At 63.4% G+C, this 12,438-nt stretch carries 16 protein-coding genes; 6 read left to right on the top strand and 10 right to left on the bottom strand.

All coding sequences use genetic code 11. The features are described 5' to 3' along the window. Window positions 1-31 precede the first annotated feature (31 nt). Both ACT53S_RS06355 and ACT53S_RS06350 read right to left on the bottom strand, forming a co-directional pair. Complete coding sequence (locus ACT53S_RS06355; RefSeq protein WP_476066330.1) at window positions 32-607, bottom strand: HK97 family phage prohead protease; 576 nt, start codon at window positions 605-607, stop codon at window positions 32-34. Between the two features lie 340 nt (window positions 608-947). Next, complete coding sequence (locus tag ACT53S_RS06350; RefSeq protein ID WP_113465116.1) at window positions 948-1,265, bottom strand: DUF6107 family protein; 318 nt, start codon at window positions 1,263-1,265, stop codon at window positions 948-950. A 442-nt stretch (window positions 1,266-1,707) separates the two neighbouring features. On the opposite strand from ACT53S_RS06350, the gene ACT53S_RS06345 reads away from it, so the two are divergent. Continuing rightward, window positions 1,708-2,583, top strand: coding sequence for a phosphatase PAP2 family protein (locus tag ACT53S_RS06345; RefSeq protein WP_476066329.1), 876 nt, complete (start codon window positions 1,708-1,710; stop codon window positions 2,581-2,583). A 575-nt stretch (window positions 2,584-3,158) separates the two neighbouring features. Here the strand turns inward: ACT53S_RS06345 and ACT53S_RS06340 are convergent. Beyond that, window positions 3,159-4,322 carry a phage portal protein gene (locus ACT53S_RS06340; protein ID WP_476066328.1) on the bottom strand — a complete coding sequence of 388 codons (1,164 nt, stop codon included), beginning with the start codon at window positions 4,320-4,322 and terminating at the stop codon, window positions 3,159-3,161. Between the two features lie 84 nt (window positions 4,323-4,406). Between ACT53S_RS06340 and ACT53S_RS06335 the strand changes: the two genes are divergently transcribed. Next, a complete protein-coding gene (locus tag ACT53S_RS06335) occupies window positions 4,407-4,598 on the top strand; it encodes a hypothetical protein (protein WP_476066327.1) in 192 nt (63 codons plus the stop codon). Window positions 4,599-5,008: 410 nt separating this feature from the next. Here the strand turns inward: ACT53S_RS06335 and ACT53S_RS06330 are convergent, their stop codons facing one another. Continuing rightward, the gene (locus ACT53S_RS06330) at window positions 5,009-5,314 is read right to left on the bottom strand and encodes a Dabb family protein (protein WP_142069969.1); all 306 of its coding nucleotides are present in this window, start codon (window positions 5,312-5,314) and stop codon (window positions 5,009-5,011) included. Window positions 5,315-5,411: 97 nt separating this feature from the next. Then, entirely contained in the window at window positions 5,412-6,032 is a 621-nt protein-coding gene (locus ACT53S_RS06325; protein WP_476066326.1) for a glycoside hydrolase family 19 protein, read from the bottom strand. A gap of 260 nt (window positions 6,033-6,292) precedes the next feature. Here ACT53S_RS06325 and ACT53S_RS06320 point away from each other — a divergent pair, with 260 nt between their 5' ends. Beyond that, entirely contained in the window at window positions 6,293-6,421 is a 129-nt protein-coding gene (locus tag ACT53S_RS06320; RefSeq protein ID WP_476066325.1) for a hypothetical protein, read from the top strand. A gap of 350 nt (window positions 6,422-6,771) precedes the next feature. Further along, window positions 6,772-7,128, top strand: coding sequence for an endonuclease domain-containing protein (locus ACT53S_RS06315; RefSeq protein ID WP_476066324.1), 357 nt, complete (start codon window positions 6,772-6,774; stop codon window positions 7,126-7,128). 237 nt (window positions 7,129-7,365) lie between these two features. Here the strand turns inward: ACT53S_RS06315 and ACT53S_RS06310 are convergent, their stop codons facing one another. Continuing rightward, a complete protein-coding gene (locus tag ACT53S_RS06310) occupies window positions 7,366-8,916 on the bottom strand; it encodes a DNA-packaging protein (RefSeq protein WP_476066323.1) in 1,551 nt (516 codons plus the stop codon). A 205-nt stretch (window positions 8,917-9,121) separates the two neighbouring features. On the opposite strand from ACT53S_RS06310, the gene ACT53S_RS06305 reads away from it, so the two are divergent. Beyond that, a complete protein-coding gene (locus ACT53S_RS06305) occupies window positions 9,122-9,478 on the top strand; it encodes an ArsR/SmtB family transcription factor (protein WP_476066322.1) in 357 nt (118 codons plus the stop codon). After that, complete coding sequence (locus ACT53S_RS06300) at window positions 9,465-9,956, top strand: SRPBCC domain-containing protein (protein WP_476066321.1); 492 nt, start codon at window positions 9,465-9,467, stop codon at window positions 9,954-9,956. Before ACT53S_RS06305 ends, ACT53S_RS06300 begins: the two co-directional genes overlap by 14 nt. Window positions 9,957-9,982: 26 nt before the next feature. Here the strand turns inward: ACT53S_RS06300 and ACT53S_RS06295 are convergent, their stop codons facing one another. The 4 genes from ACT53S_RS06295 to ACT53S_RS06280 form a co-directional block, all read right to left on the bottom strand. After that, entirely contained in the window at window positions 9,983-10,429 is a 447-nt protein-coding gene (locus ACT53S_RS06295) for a hypothetical protein (protein WP_476066320.1), read from the bottom strand. Between the two features lie 100 nt (window positions 10,430-10,529). After that, a complete protein-coding gene (locus ACT53S_RS06290; protein ID WP_476066319.1) occupies window positions 10,530-11,021 on the bottom strand; it encodes a hypothetical protein in 492 nt (163 codons plus the stop codon). Between the two features lie 213 nt (window positions 11,022-11,234). After that, complete coding sequence (locus ACT53S_RS06285; RefSeq protein WP_476066318.1) at window positions 11,235-11,834, bottom strand: hypothetical protein; 600 nt, start codon at window positions 11,832-11,834, stop codon at window positions 11,235-11,237. A gap of 229 nt (window positions 11,835-12,063) precedes the next feature. After that, entirely contained in the window at window positions 12,064-12,330 is a 267-nt protein-coding gene (locus ACT53S_RS06280; protein ID WP_476066317.1) for a hypothetical protein, read from the bottom strand. Window positions 12,331-12,438: the final 108 nt, after the last annotated feature.

Raw genomic sequence — 12,438 nt, 5'->3', positions numbered from 1 at the left:
CCCGTCCCGTCCTTTCACCTGTTCCATCTCGTCATCCCTTCGTAAAACGCGTGTTCGCCATTCTCCGGGCCGCCCGGCGCATCAGCCGCACGAGCTCGGTTTCCCTGTCGCGGTAGAACCGCCTGTGTTTGACATTGGAGACGCGCGCCGTCGGCAGCATCGGAAAGGTCACCACCGAGATCTCCCAGAGATCCGCCTCCAGGATGCGGCGGACGCCCGCCTTGCGGTCGGCCCGCGTCTTCACCGCGCGAAACCCGATCGACAGCCCGTCGAGCGCACCGGCCTTCATCAGCGCCAGCACCTCGCGGGCCCGCTCCACATCGGTGGCGAGCTTGCCCTCGACATAAAGCCCGCGCTCGTCCTCGCGCAAAACCGTCCAGCGGCCGATCACCTCGGCCGGATCGTGCTGGAACAGCATGCGCACGCCGCCGGCGCCGCGCTTCACAAGCGAGGCGGCAAAGGCCCCGGGCTCGATCGCATCCCGGCCGAGATCCACCTCACCGAACAGGCTCGCATAACCCGAAAACGTCCCGTCGCCGGCAACGCCCTTCAGCGTCAGCCCGGCATATCTGAAGCTCGGGGCACCCGGCCCCTCCCTGCGCTGCATGTATCTCTCCTCATGATGATGTTTGGTGCGGATCTCACACCTCCCCCTCGAGGGGAGGTCGCCGCGAAGCGGCGGGTGGGGGTGAGCCGCGTCGAACGTCGTAGCCGCTCCGATCACCCCACCCCGAACCTACGGTCCGACCCTCCCCCTCAAGGGGAGGGTGAAAATCCACGGCAAAGCCCCGCCGCAGATTGCCCCTCATCCCCCTGCCGGGACCTTCTCCCCGTGAACGGGGAGAAGGGGCCAAGACGCCGGCCGCCGTCGCCCTTCTCCCCGCCTGCGGGGAGAAGGTGCCCGAAGGGCGGATGAGGGGCAGTTCTCCATACGGAAGCCGCCCACCTCACCCCACCTTTTCCCCCGCCCGCCCGGTGAGTCGCACCAGCACGCCCAGTCCCCACCAGGCGGTGAAGGACGCAAGCGTGGCGCCGGCCAGCATGATCTCGGCGGGCGAGAGTTCCGGTTCGATCCCGAGCCGGGCCGCACCCCAAAGCCCCGTCGGACCGCCGAAGATCAGTCCGCAGGCAACGCCGGTCAGAAAACGCACCGCCGCCTCGCGGCGATGTTTGGGCAGGAGATAGACCAGCGAAATCGCAGAGCCCGCGACAGCGCCGATCAGACGGGCGGACAAAACGCCGCCGTCATGGCTGAAGTCAGTCATTTGTTCATCTTTCGCTGCTAGAATTCCTGTCGCGCCGGCCGGAACGATCCCGCCCAAAAGGCTGCGGCCGGCGCAAACCTTCCCTTCCACAGCCAGGACATCACCGGCCTTCCGGCAGGCTGGCGGCGAATTTTTCCGAATATTCTGAATCTCTTGTCCGCGAATGTTCATACGACGATTGCGCATGTGAACACGCCGCATGAAGTCGCTCACATTCTGATTCAACGGAAGGCACCGCACGCCCTGCGGCCGGTGCGCCGCTCCCCGACACCACCATCCGTTTAGACAACGTCTCCCCTCATCCTGAGGCGCCCTCGCCAAGCGAGGGCCTCGAAGGACGAGGCCCAGACCCGCATTTCCCCCATCCCCACGCGGCCGTCACACGCCCTTCATCAAGCCCTGCTCAAGTGGCCTCGGGGTAATATCTGTCTTGGGGTACATCATGGTCTTCGTCCTCGACACGGCGCGTGCGCCGCGCGGAACTGTGTCGGAAAAACCGCTTCTCTTGGCACTTCTGGTCACGCTGACGCTGTCGGCATTCTTCGTCGCATTTCCGGCGGTGGACCTCGCCGTCAGCCGCCTCTTCTACGTTGCAGGCCAGGGGTTCCCGGCGACCAAAATTACCGCGCTCAACACGTTCCGCGCTTTCGGCCAGTATTTTCCGCTGACGCTGACCATCGTGCTGGTGATCGGCCTGCTGCTGAAGCTGATCTATCCCTCGCGCGCCTCGCTCTTTCCGCCGCGCTTCACGCTCTATTTCGCCAGCCTCTTCCTGCTCGGGCCGGCCCTGATGGTCAACGGGATCTTCAAGCCGCTCTTCGATCGGCCGCGCCCGCGTAGCGTGCTGGACTTTGGCGGCACCGATCATTTCATCCATGCCTGGGCACTCGGCGGCGACTACTTCGACGACCGTTCCTTCGTCTCGGGCGAAGCGGCTGTCGTCACCTGTCTCATCCCGCTCGCCTTCTTCGTGCCGATCGTCTGGCGCCGCTGCGTCTTCTGCCTGCTCAGCGCCTTTGCCGCCCTCACCGCGCTCAACCGCATCGCGTTTGGCGCGCATTTCCTCTCGGATGTGCTGATTGCCGCCGGCCTGATGGCCATTCTGTCGATCGCGCTCGGCTACCTCTTCTACGGTCGTCCCGGCGTGCAGTCCTGCGATGTCAGGCTCGAAGCTGCGATGACCGCGCTCGGCCACCGGCTGCACAACGCCCGTCGCGAGGCCATCGCCCGCCTCGTCACCGTCTTGACCCGCCACCTGTCGCTTTCGCCCGCGATGCTGCAGGCGGCGCCCGAGGCTGCGGCGGAACGAGACGGCTAGAACGGGAAATACTGTTCTTATCGATCACCTCACCAACAAAATCTGAGGTTTAAGCCTGATCGCTCCCAAGCCCTCGGTTTTTCAACCTCTCCCGCAGAGGGGAGAGCCAACATCGCCGCTGGCCGCGTCCACCCTTCCCTTGTGGGAGAGGGGGCGATGCCGCAACCGCGCGCTCCTTCTCCCCCCACTGTGGGGGAGAAAGCGAAATCGAAGGCTTAGGCGAGCGCAAGCCGCCTAAACTTCAGATTTCGCCAGTGAGGGGATCAGTTCCGTTGGCACTGCGCCCTCGCGCCGTTCCGGCTCTCCAAGTGCAATGAGAAGGCCACAAGGCGAACCTATTCGCCCCCTTGCCCGATCCCCTCACCAACAAAATCTGAGGTTTAGCCCTGAGCGGGCTAAGCCCTCGATTTTGTAACCTCTCCCACAAGGGGAGAGGGGCCGTTGCCGCCAGCCCCGCGCTCCTTCTCCCCCCTCTGTGGGGGAGAAAGCGAAATCGAAGCTTTAGGCGAGCGCAAGCCGCCTAAACTTCAGATTTCGCCAGTGAGGGGATCAGTTCCGTTGGCACGAAACCAAACTCAATACCCCACCGCCTCGCGCTTCTCCTCATCCGTCAAAAACGCTGCCGCCCCGACCCTTGCCCAGAGCGCATCGCGTTCGGCCGAAAGCCCCGCGACCGTATCGAGATCCGGCACCAGCCTAACCGTCTCGCCCGTCAGCTCGCCCAGAAACACCGAAAGCGACGCCCCCGTCCGTGTCACCAGCGGCAGCACGGTCAGGCGATAGAAGGCGCGGTTGGCCTCCTGGTAATTGGCATAGGTGTTGTCCCCGGGAATGCCGAGCAGCATGGGCGGCACGCCGAAGGCAAGGGCGATGTCGCGGGCCGCCCCGTTCTTCGCCTCGACGAAATCCATGTCCTTGGGCGACAGCCCCATCGACTTCCAGTCGAGCCCGCCTTCCAAGAGCAGTGGCCGCCCGGCGCGCATCGGGCCGGAATAGCCCTCGTCGAGCTCCACCTTCAGCCGCTGATACTGGTCGGCAGAGAGATTGCCGCCCTCCTTCGGCTGATAGACCAGCGCGCCGGAAGGTCTCGCCGAATTGTCGAGCAGCGCCTTGTTCCAGCGCCCCGCCGCATTGTGCAGATCGAGCGCAACTTGCGCTGCCGCGAGCGGCGCAAATCCCTCGTGATCGTCGAGCGGGTGAAACAGCTTCAGATGCAAGAGCCCGTCGAGCGGTATCCGCCTCGCCTTCGTGCCGGCGCGATAATCATAGGCGGACGGCCAGCCATCGGCGCCTGTCACCACGCTCACCCGGTCCGGCCGCAACAGATGCAGCGCCGCCGTCCCACCCATGCCCACGCGCACCGCTTCGACATAGGCATTGCCCGAGAGCAACAACTGACCATAGAGCGCTTCCAAAAAATCCGCTCCCGTCATCGCCCCGTTCGGCCGCGCAAGCAGAGCAAGGGCCGGATGCCCCTCCCGTTCTTGCGCGCCTTGATAGGCGAGAAAGCCGATGCTGGCGGCCGCTTCCGAAACCAGCCGCACGCAGCGATGCGCCACCGGGTTCTTCATGAACCCCTCGCGCGCCAGCGCCGCATAGGACCTCCCCGTCCACCGCGCCTCCCCCTCCCCCGCAATCAGCGCCAACGCCGTGCCGGGACGGGGATTCAGCGCCTTCTTCTCAGGCACGGAGGTTCGATCCCGGGCTTGCGCCCAGGGCAGACGGAAGGGGAGTTTCATGGGAGTGTCCTCTGGAATGAAGGTCGAGACACGGCCAGCGCCGCAGTGCTCGTCAAAACACCGATCCTGCGCTATAATCCGGCTATGAGTTCAAAAGCGAAAATCGGTCATGTTGACGAGAGCCGGAAGAGCGATGGCCGCAAAGCTGCGGTCGCGTCGTCCGAAAGCGTCGCCCTGAAGGCCGCAAATCCGGTTGCAGCCAGGCCGGATCTCGACGCTTTCGTCGAAGACCTACTCGTCACCGACAGGATCATCCTGGATCATCTGGCCAAGTGAGCGCATGAGCGAGCCCCTCTGGATTGCAATCGAGGATGTGATTGCGATCAACAGACGGCTGCTTCGCGGCACTTCGGAAAACCACTTCCTGCGCGATCGCTCCGCCCTCTAAGGCGCCCTGCATCGTCCGCGTTTCCAGGCAGAGTATCACCAGATATCATCCCTCTCCTGGCTCGCCAGTTGCATCATCCGGTCGATCGGCAAGGCACATGCCTTCGAGCAGGGCAACAAGCGGACGGCCTGGCTCTCAGGCCGTTATTTCATTGCCATCAACGGCTCCCGACTGGTTCTCGATGCAAAACAGCAGGAGAGCCTGAAACATGTGATCGAAGCGCTGATCATCGGCAACGACGATCCGTCCCTGCTCGCGGCCCGATTGGAGCCCTTGCTAAGCCCGGCCTGAGAAGCCCTCACACCCGCGCCGTCACCGCATCCCCCACCACGTAATCCGCCGCAAACCGCTCCTCGCGCAGCGGCTTGACCCGGCGGATACTCTCCTCATAGAGCGGATGCGCCTTGTAGGCGGCCAGCGCCTGTTCGTCCTCGAACTCGCCATAGACCACGAGATCGATGCTGCGGTGAAAACCATCGGTCTTCACGTTGGTGCCGATCTCCAGCCGCGCCGCACTTGGAATCTCGGTGAGAATCGACAGTCCCGCCCGCACCGCTTCGACATTCTCGGGTCTGACCGTGAAGAAAACGATGTGACGGATCATGGGGCACCTGTAGACCTGTTGCGGTGCACAAGCCGATAGCACCGCGCGCCCTGTCGCTCAATCCGCCAATGGGCCGCACGAAGCCTGTTCGCTGCGATCACACCACCAGAGCCACCCGGATCGCCGCATCGAAAATCTGCGCCTTTGCCGCAATCCTGGCCGCCCGATCCCGGCCGTTGATGATGTTTCGCGCGCCCTGCCAATCGGCCTTGATGCCGACGAAATAGTCGGCGAGCCGCGCTCCGGAAAACAGCCCTTCGGTCATGCCGACCACCAGGATCGTCGCCGCCACGTCCAGCCGCAGCGCCAGATCCGGCTCTGCTACCAGATCGTGTCCCACCACCCGGCTCATCCTCGCGTAGTTTTCCCGGTGGGTGATCTGCACCAGCCCCCGGCCATAATAGCTCCGGCCGGCCGCGTCCCGGCGCCAATAGGGTGTCGTCACCGTCGGCAGTTTGCCCGCGCGAAAGGCCCGTTCCAGCCGCGCCACCGCCTCGTCATCATCCGCCGCGAAGGTCTCGCGCACCGCCTGCATCGTCCCGCCCGTTTCGTGATGGGCCGTCGCCAGCATATAGGCGAGCCAGCGCGGGTCGCTCCAGCCCCGCGCGGAAAAGCGCGTCAGCACCGCCTCGATGCCCGCCACCTGCCCTTCCGACAGCCGCCCGCCAAACACGGCATGGCGCAATCCGGCAAAGAAGATCCTGCGATCCATCCGCATCTGAAACCTCGAAAACTGGAGAGAAGACGACAGCCTGCGGCCGGTGCGGAGGCTCCCGAGGGAGCCATGATTGCCTGCAATAGCGGGCGCCCGCTGGCTGCGCCGCGAGGGGCCGAAAAAAATCTTGGATTTTAAAACGATTGAAGAAATTTCAATCGTTTAGAGCCCGTTCCGTTCACATTTACAAAGCTTTAACACTGTGGAACTTTCCGCTCATGCAGACGTTTGGGAGCACAACTTCCAACATGAGGAGGGAAGACATGCAGACGACGACCACTTCGCCCAAGACCGCCGCCCCGACCACCATCCCGGCCCATGTCCTGCAGCGCCTCGAAAACGAATGGCGCCAGGTCCGCCAGCCGGCCCCGCCGACCCCCTCGGCCAAGTAAACCGATCCACCGCATTGCATGACGACCCGGCGTCCGAAGGGGCGCCGGTTTTTATATGGCCAAGTCAGTGCCCACTGAACCGATCCCCTCACTTGCGAAATCTGAAGTTTAGGCGGCTTGCGCTCGCCTAAGCCTTCGATTTCGCTTTCTCCCCCACAGTGGGGGGAGAGGGAGCGCAAGGCCGGCGGCAGCGACCCCTCTCCCCTTTGTGGGAGAGGTTACAAAATCGAGGGCTTAGCCCGATCAGGGATAAACCTCAGATTTTGTTGGTGAGGGGACCCGTTCAGCTGGCACCCCCTTGCCATCACAACCCAAAGGCGCATACTGACCCAATCCAACAGGCCAGTCCCATGCGCCACCAACCCAAACCCCTTGCTCGCACCCGGGCGCGCCACATGCGCGCCGACCCGACGCTGCCCGAGGCCATGCTCTGGCGCGCAATCCGCGACCGCCAGCTCGCCCGCGCCAAATTCCGCCGACAGGTTCCACTGCGCGGCTACATCCTCGATTTCGTCTGCTTCGAAGCCAGGCTGATCATCGAAGTCGATGGCGGCCAGCACGGCGACAGCGCCAGCGACATTGCCCGCGACGCGCTCTTTTCCGCCGAAGGCTTCCGCATCCTGCGCTTCTGGAACGACGAGGTCCTGCAGCATCTCGACGATGTCTGCCGTCACATTCTGTCGGAGCTGCGCAATTCCGGCGAGTGAGAGTGCCCACTGAACCGATCCCCTCACTTGCGAAATCTGAAGTTTAGGCGGCTTGCGCTCGCCTAAGCCTTCGATTTCGCTTTCTCCCCCACAGTGGGGGGAGAGGGACCGCGAGGCCAACGGCAACGACCCCTCTCCCCTCTGTGGGAGAGGTTACAAAATCGAGGGCTTAGCCCGATCAGGGCTAAACCTCAGATTTTGTTGGTGAGGGGATCGGCTCCATGGGCACATACCCCCTCACACCCCCCGTATCCTCGGCTCCCCGCCGCCCTCCAGCATCAGTGCCGTCAGCGCCCAGACCAGCGCATCGAGCCGGTCCGGCGAGCGTCCGTTCGACAATCCCTCCGGGCCGAAATCACACATCTGGTCCTCGAGCTCGACGAACCGCCCCGCATGCAGCACCCGCCCCTGCTCGTACAAGGCCGCCACCGGCTCGGCGCGCAAAAACTTGCCGCGCGTCGCCCGGACCGTCGTCACCGGCAGCCGTGCCTCGATGCCCTCGAGCACGGCGCGCACCATGTCGCCACCCTGGTTGACCTCGGCCACCACCCGGTCGGCCTCGAAGCGCCTGAAGGCGCTCACCACCGCCCGCGCCCAGCCCGCCGGGCCAACACCTTCCACCGAACAATCGGACAGCACCACCGCCTGACCATTCTCCTTCAGCCCCGCCACGACGATGCCGCAGCAGGCATTCACGCCACCCGCCGGCGGATCGACCGCCACGACGATGCGCCGCAGCGGCTCTGACAGTTTCACCACGATCTCGTCGAGCCGCGCCCGCTTCCAGAGCGCATCCGGCCGGTCCTCGATCAGCTCGCCGTCGAGCTCCTGCCGCCCGAGCCTTGTCCCGCCATAGCGGGCGGCAAGTGCTGCCAAAAACCCCGGCGCCAGATGCGCGGCATTGGCCGCCGTCGCCATCTTCGTCAGGGCCATCGCCTCGTCCGCCATCAGCCGCTTCAACAGCGGCACGGGCCGCGGTGTCGTCGTCACCACCTGGCGCGGCGCCTGCCCAAGCCTCAGCGCAAACTGCAGCATGTCAAAAGTCTCGTCGGCATGTTTCCATTTGGCAAGCTCGTCGCACCAGGCGAGATGAAATTGCGGTCCGCGCAGGCTTTCGGGATCCTCGGAGGAGAAGATCTGCGCGATCGCCCCGTTCGGCCAGACCAACCGTCGCCGTGAAATCTCCACCTCCGGCCGCATCCGCCGTGCAATCCTTGCCAGGCCCGAGGCCCCGTCGATCATCACCTCGCGCGCATCGCCGAGCGTCTCCGCCACCAGCGCGATGCGCAGATCCGTGCGTTTCCCCGCGGCCAGCACCTGCGCCTGCACCCATTCGGCACCGGCCCGCGTCTTGCCCGATCCGCGACCGCCCAAAATCAGCCAGCTGCGCCAGTTGCCCGCCGGCGGCCATTGCTCGGGTCGCGCCAGAAGCCGCCAGTCGCGGGCGAGAAAGGCGAGGTCGGCGGGCGTGAGGCGTGCGAGGTCGAGCGGTCCCTCTGGGCGGGCGGCGACACCTGCACCATCCCTCCCCGCTCCTGCCGCGCCGCTTATGTCCCGCACCCGATCGCGTCTGCCGGCCCCTGCATCGTCTGGAGCATCGAGCCCCGCCGCCGCCCAGGTTTCGGGCTCTATCGTCGTGGACAGCGCCTTCACACCGGCCTTGACCCTCCTGACGTTCTCGGCCAGCCCCTCGATTTCCACCGCAGATTTGCCGAGTCCCACAGACGCGGCCCGTTCGGCCTCGACCACCCGATCCCGCATCCGCCGCCCCAGGGATTTCGGCGTCATCGGCAGTCTCCCCGGCGGTCATAGAAAACAACGCAAGCCCTCACGGCGGCCCTCCCGCTGAGATGCTCGCACCAGTCGGCTTCGCCGCATCCATCTGCCCGAACACACAAAGCACGCCCCCGCCAGCGGCGAAGACAAGCACTCCGCATCCCGCTCAAACGTCCAGCCTTGCGGCAAGCCGGAATTCCTGTTAACACTGAACCAAATGGTTCAGCAATTAGAACCCCATCTCGATGCCGCCTTTGCGGCCCTTGCCGACGCCACACGACGCGGCGTGCTGGAAGAGCTCGGCCGATCGCAGGCCTCGATCAGTGCGCTTGCCGATCGGTTCGAGATGAGCCTGACCGGCATGAAAAAACATGTAACCCTGCTCGAAGAGGCCGGGCTGGTGACAACAGCAAAACAGGGTCGCGTCCGCGTCTGCCGGATCGATCCGAACGGGTTCGGCGACGTTGCCGCCTGGATTGCCACGCGCCGAAAGGTCTGGAACGACCGCTTCGATGCGCTTGATACCGTGATCGAAACCCTGATGCAGAAGGACACCCGCGATGGGCAAGCGTGACACCCTCGGCCCGACCACCGTCGAGCGCCTATCCGAAACCGACCTCGTGGTGACGCGCGTCTTCGCCGCCCCGGTCGAGCGCCTCTTCGATGCCTGGACGCGGCCCGAGATCTTCACGCTCTGGTGGGCGCCGCAATCCATGGGCGTGCCGATCCTCGACTGCCGGATGGATGTCCGCCCCGGCGGCCGCTACAGCGTCACCTTCGGCCACGATCCCACGGAAGCCATGACCTTCTTCGGCGATTACGTCGAGGTGGTGCCGAATGCCCGGCTCTCCTGGACCAATGACGAAAGCGGCGAAACCACCCTCACCACCGTCACCTTCCAGCCCGACCCCGCCGGCACCCGCCTCGTCCTGCATGAAGCCTATCCGTCGAAGGAGGCGCTCGATACGGCCTATATCGGCATGGACAGCACGATGCCGGAACAGTTCCTCCAGCTCGACGCCCTGCTCGCCCGGATGGCCGAGGCCGGCTGACGACAGAAGAAGGCGGATTTTACGGATCAGCCAGACCTTCGTCCGAAGCGGCGCGGAATGGTCGATCTGCTCGCCGCCGGGGCCTGATCCGTTGCGTGATGCGCCGGTGGCGTCGCAGGCCGGGCGATGAGCGCGGAGAAAATCAGAGCAAACGAAGCCGTCACCAGCAGGAACGCCGCGACCGGCAGGAATACGAACATGCCGAGCAAAACCGCATAGAAGGAAACGGCCAGCAGAATGCCGTAGATCGCCGAGGCATTGCCGGCATCCGCGCCATGCAAAAGATAGGGCGCCATCAGCAGCAGGATTGCCCCGCACACCGACAGCGAGAAGACCAGGAGGCGCCGTTGTGACGGCACGCCCGTGGTTCGGCTCAAGATGAAGCCGGCGACCAGTCCGATGACGAGCAGCACCGCAAGGGCGACGGCAGGAGAATGCTGGGCCAAATAGACGAAAAACAGAAGCAGCTGCAATTGCAACCCCGAGAGCACATCACTCCGAGCATGCTACGCCCGAATGGACAAAGTCTCCATCCCCAAGCATATATTGACCTTCGGTGGCGCTCGCCGCTCATCACGGCGGCCCCCGCCCCTCAGCCAGACCGGCAACCTCCGCCCTCTGTGCCGCCACCGCCGCCTCGACACGCACGGCCACCATCGCCTCAACCCGGGCGGCAATCAGCGCCTCGACTTCGCCGCGCAAGACCTCGGGGTCTCGCGCCTCCATCAGCCGTTCCTCGGCATCCAGTCGGTCGCGCTCCAGCTGCCGCAGCAGCGCATCGATCTTTTCCAGCGTGCGCACGATCAGCGCAATCGCATCGGTCGCCGCCTTGATGTCGGCGCGCGCCTGTTTTGCCAGCCCCTCGTCGGCGCCATCGATTAGGCTCTCGGCGCCGGCCCGCAAGCGGCGAAACAGGTCGAACTGGGCGCGCATCTCGGCGGTGAACTCCTGCAGCAACCTCTCCAGATCGCCAGCTCCGGCCGCACCGCTCGCACCGGTCGCACCGGCCGCCTTCACCTCGATCACGTCAGGCAGTGCCTCATCGCACGCATCCCCGTACAGCATGGCCCCTCCGAAACGAAAGAAGGGCCCGCCGAACGGACCCTTGCCAAACCTTTCCCGGAACCGCCCGGCCCTTGCGGCCACAGCTTTCCGATCATGGCATAACCCTAGCGAATGACCGTCACGCTGTCAAGGATTATTTTCCTACCTATATACCTGACGTACCAAGGTGCAAAATGGATACTGAGTCGCGACAGGCCGGCCCTGAGATTGAAATTACGGATCAGATGGTGATTGCTGGGACAGAAGTGCTGCGATCAGTCCTCGGTAATTCGGAGGAGTCGAGGTCTGTTCTTGTTGAAAGGGACCCGGAAGCGGTGCGCTTGGTTTATTTGAGGATGCCAGCATTAGAAGCGTGTGCGCCGCGTAAAGTCGCTTTGTGATGGCGGCTACTTCGTCCGCAAATGCCATAATCAGTTGCGGGCTTGCTGGTTCCTTTGAGTAAAGGACGTCTCCTTTTCTGGAGCGTTTCATCTTGTAAATCTCGATTTCACTGTCGTCGGAACTTTTGCCGAATGGGTTGTGGACCCAACCGTTTCTGGCTGCGGCCTTATCTGCAAATGCCTTGACCGCGCCTTTGACTTCCCTTCGTAAATCTTCGGAAAGCCATTCAGTCTCGTCAGCCAAGAAGTCTATGATGTCTCTTTGTGTGCCCACCGATTTGTGGAATGAGAACGAAATGACGGCTTTTCTGTAAGGCATCTCGGAAAGCGCTATATAAATCATCTCTACGCCGATTTCGGCTTGCCCCCAGCGCCCTGCTAGGCGCCCAAGGGCTAAGGCTAGTTTGAAATCTGTTTCAATTGGATTTGCCATGTCTGACCCCGATCAAAAGATTGACGACAAGAAGGGCGACTAGGTCTTGCGGCGCATGCTGAAGACCCCGCCTGAACCGAAAACCCCTCCCAGGCCGAAGCCTGGGAAAGGAGGGACCGATGAAGACCGCCGCGCTTGACTTTGTTTCGTCCCTGCTAGGGGTCACGATTTATATAGGCGAGCGCCCATACGGGCGGCGTCCTCACCATGTCGGCGAAGTTGATACGGACTAGGCGAACCTAGCGTTTATCCAATCATTCGTTCCCTGATAGGCCATGTGATGATAGGGCCTTTGGTCGAACGGCACGACGGCGATAGCGTCGTCATTGTCAATGAACGTCTTGAGATGGTCGCGGAGATCTTTCGCCGTGGTGCTAAGGTCGAGGAAATAGAACGACCTCATGACTTTGAGCCCCTTCAGACGGGTCATTTCAGCCCATAGTTTTGGGTAGTCTTTCTTGTCGTTAAGTTGGTAACTGACTGCGAAAAGAGCCATGTTGGTGGTCCTCAAAATTTTGCCCAAGGACCGACTTGACGTGTCTGCTAGTCAGTTTCAAAGTCAGAATCGAATTCAAACCGGTCCTCTTGGGCTGGGTTGCAGGGA

This window comes from Allorhizobium sp. DMC15 (assembly GCF_056314065.1).
The sequence above is the reverse complement of the archived record's forward strand: the minus strand, read 5'-3'. Positions and strand labels throughout refer to the sequence as shown.

What these genes read in the sequence shown, in the direction of transcription:
- ACT53S_RS06335 (WP_476066327.1), top strand. Translation starts at nt 4,407, where the DNA reads ATGAGTTCAAAAGCGAAAATCGGTCATGTTGACGAGAGCCGGAAGAGC.
- ACT53S_RS06290 (WP_476066319.1), bottom strand. Translation starts at nt 11,021, where the DNA reads ATGCTGTACGGGGATGCGTGCGATGAGGCACTGCCTGACGTGATCGAG.
- ACT53S_RS06280 (WP_476066317.1), bottom strand. Translation starts at nt 12,330, where the DNA reads ATGGCTCTTTTCGCAGTCAGTTACCAACTTAACGACAAGAAAGACTAC.
- ACT53S_RS06345 (WP_476066329.1), top strand. Translation starts at nt 1,708, where the DNA reads ATGGTCTTCGTCCTCGACACGGCGCGTGCGCCGCGCGGAACTGTGTCG.
- ACT53S_RS06340 (WP_476066328.1), bottom strand. Translation starts at nt 4,322, where the DNA reads ATGAAACTCCCCTTCCGTCTGCCCTGGGCGCAAGCCCGGGATCGAACC.
- ACT53S_RS06320 (WP_476066325.1), top strand. Translation starts at nt 6,293, where the DNA reads ATGCAGACGACGACCACTTCGCCCAAGACCGCCGCCCCGACCACCATC.
- ACT53S_RS06305 (WP_476066322.1), top strand. Translation starts at nt 9,122, where the DNA reads ATGGTTCAGCAATTAGAACCCCATCTCGATGCCGCCTTTGCGGCCCTT.
- ACT53S_RS06300 (WP_476066321.1), top strand. Translation starts at nt 9,465, where the DNA reads ATGGGCAAGCGTGACACCCTCGGCCCGACCACCGTCGAGCGCCTATCC.
- ACT53S_RS06330 (WP_142069969.1), bottom strand. Translation starts at nt 5,314, where the DNA reads ATGATCCGTCACATCGTTTTCTTCACGGTCAGACCCGAGAATGTCGAA.
- ACT53S_RS06310 (WP_476066323.1), bottom strand. Translation starts at nt 8,916, where the DNA reads ATGACGCCGAAATCCCTGGGGCGGCGGATGCGGGATCGGGTGGTCGAG.
- ACT53S_RS06355 (WP_476066330.1), bottom strand. Translation starts at nt 607, where the DNA reads ATGCAGCGCAGGGAGGGGCCGGGTGCCCCGAGCTTCAGATATGCCGGG.
- ACT53S_RS06350 (WP_113465116.1), bottom strand. Translation starts at nt 1,265, where the DNA reads ATGACTGACTTCAGCCATGACGGCGGCGTTTTGTCCGCCCGTCTGATC.
- ACT53S_RS06285 (WP_476066318.1), bottom strand. Translation starts at nt 11,834, where the DNA reads ATGGCAAATCCAATTGAAACAGATTTCAAACTAGCCTTAGCCCTTGGG.
- ACT53S_RS06325 (WP_476066326.1), bottom strand. Translation starts at nt 6,032, where the DNA reads ATGCGGATGGATCGCAGGATCTTCTTTGCCGGATTGCGCCATGCCGTG.
- ACT53S_RS06315 (WP_476066324.1), top strand. Translation starts at nt 6,772, where the DNA reads ATGCGCCACCAACCCAAACCCCTTGCTCGCACCCGGGCGCGCCACATG.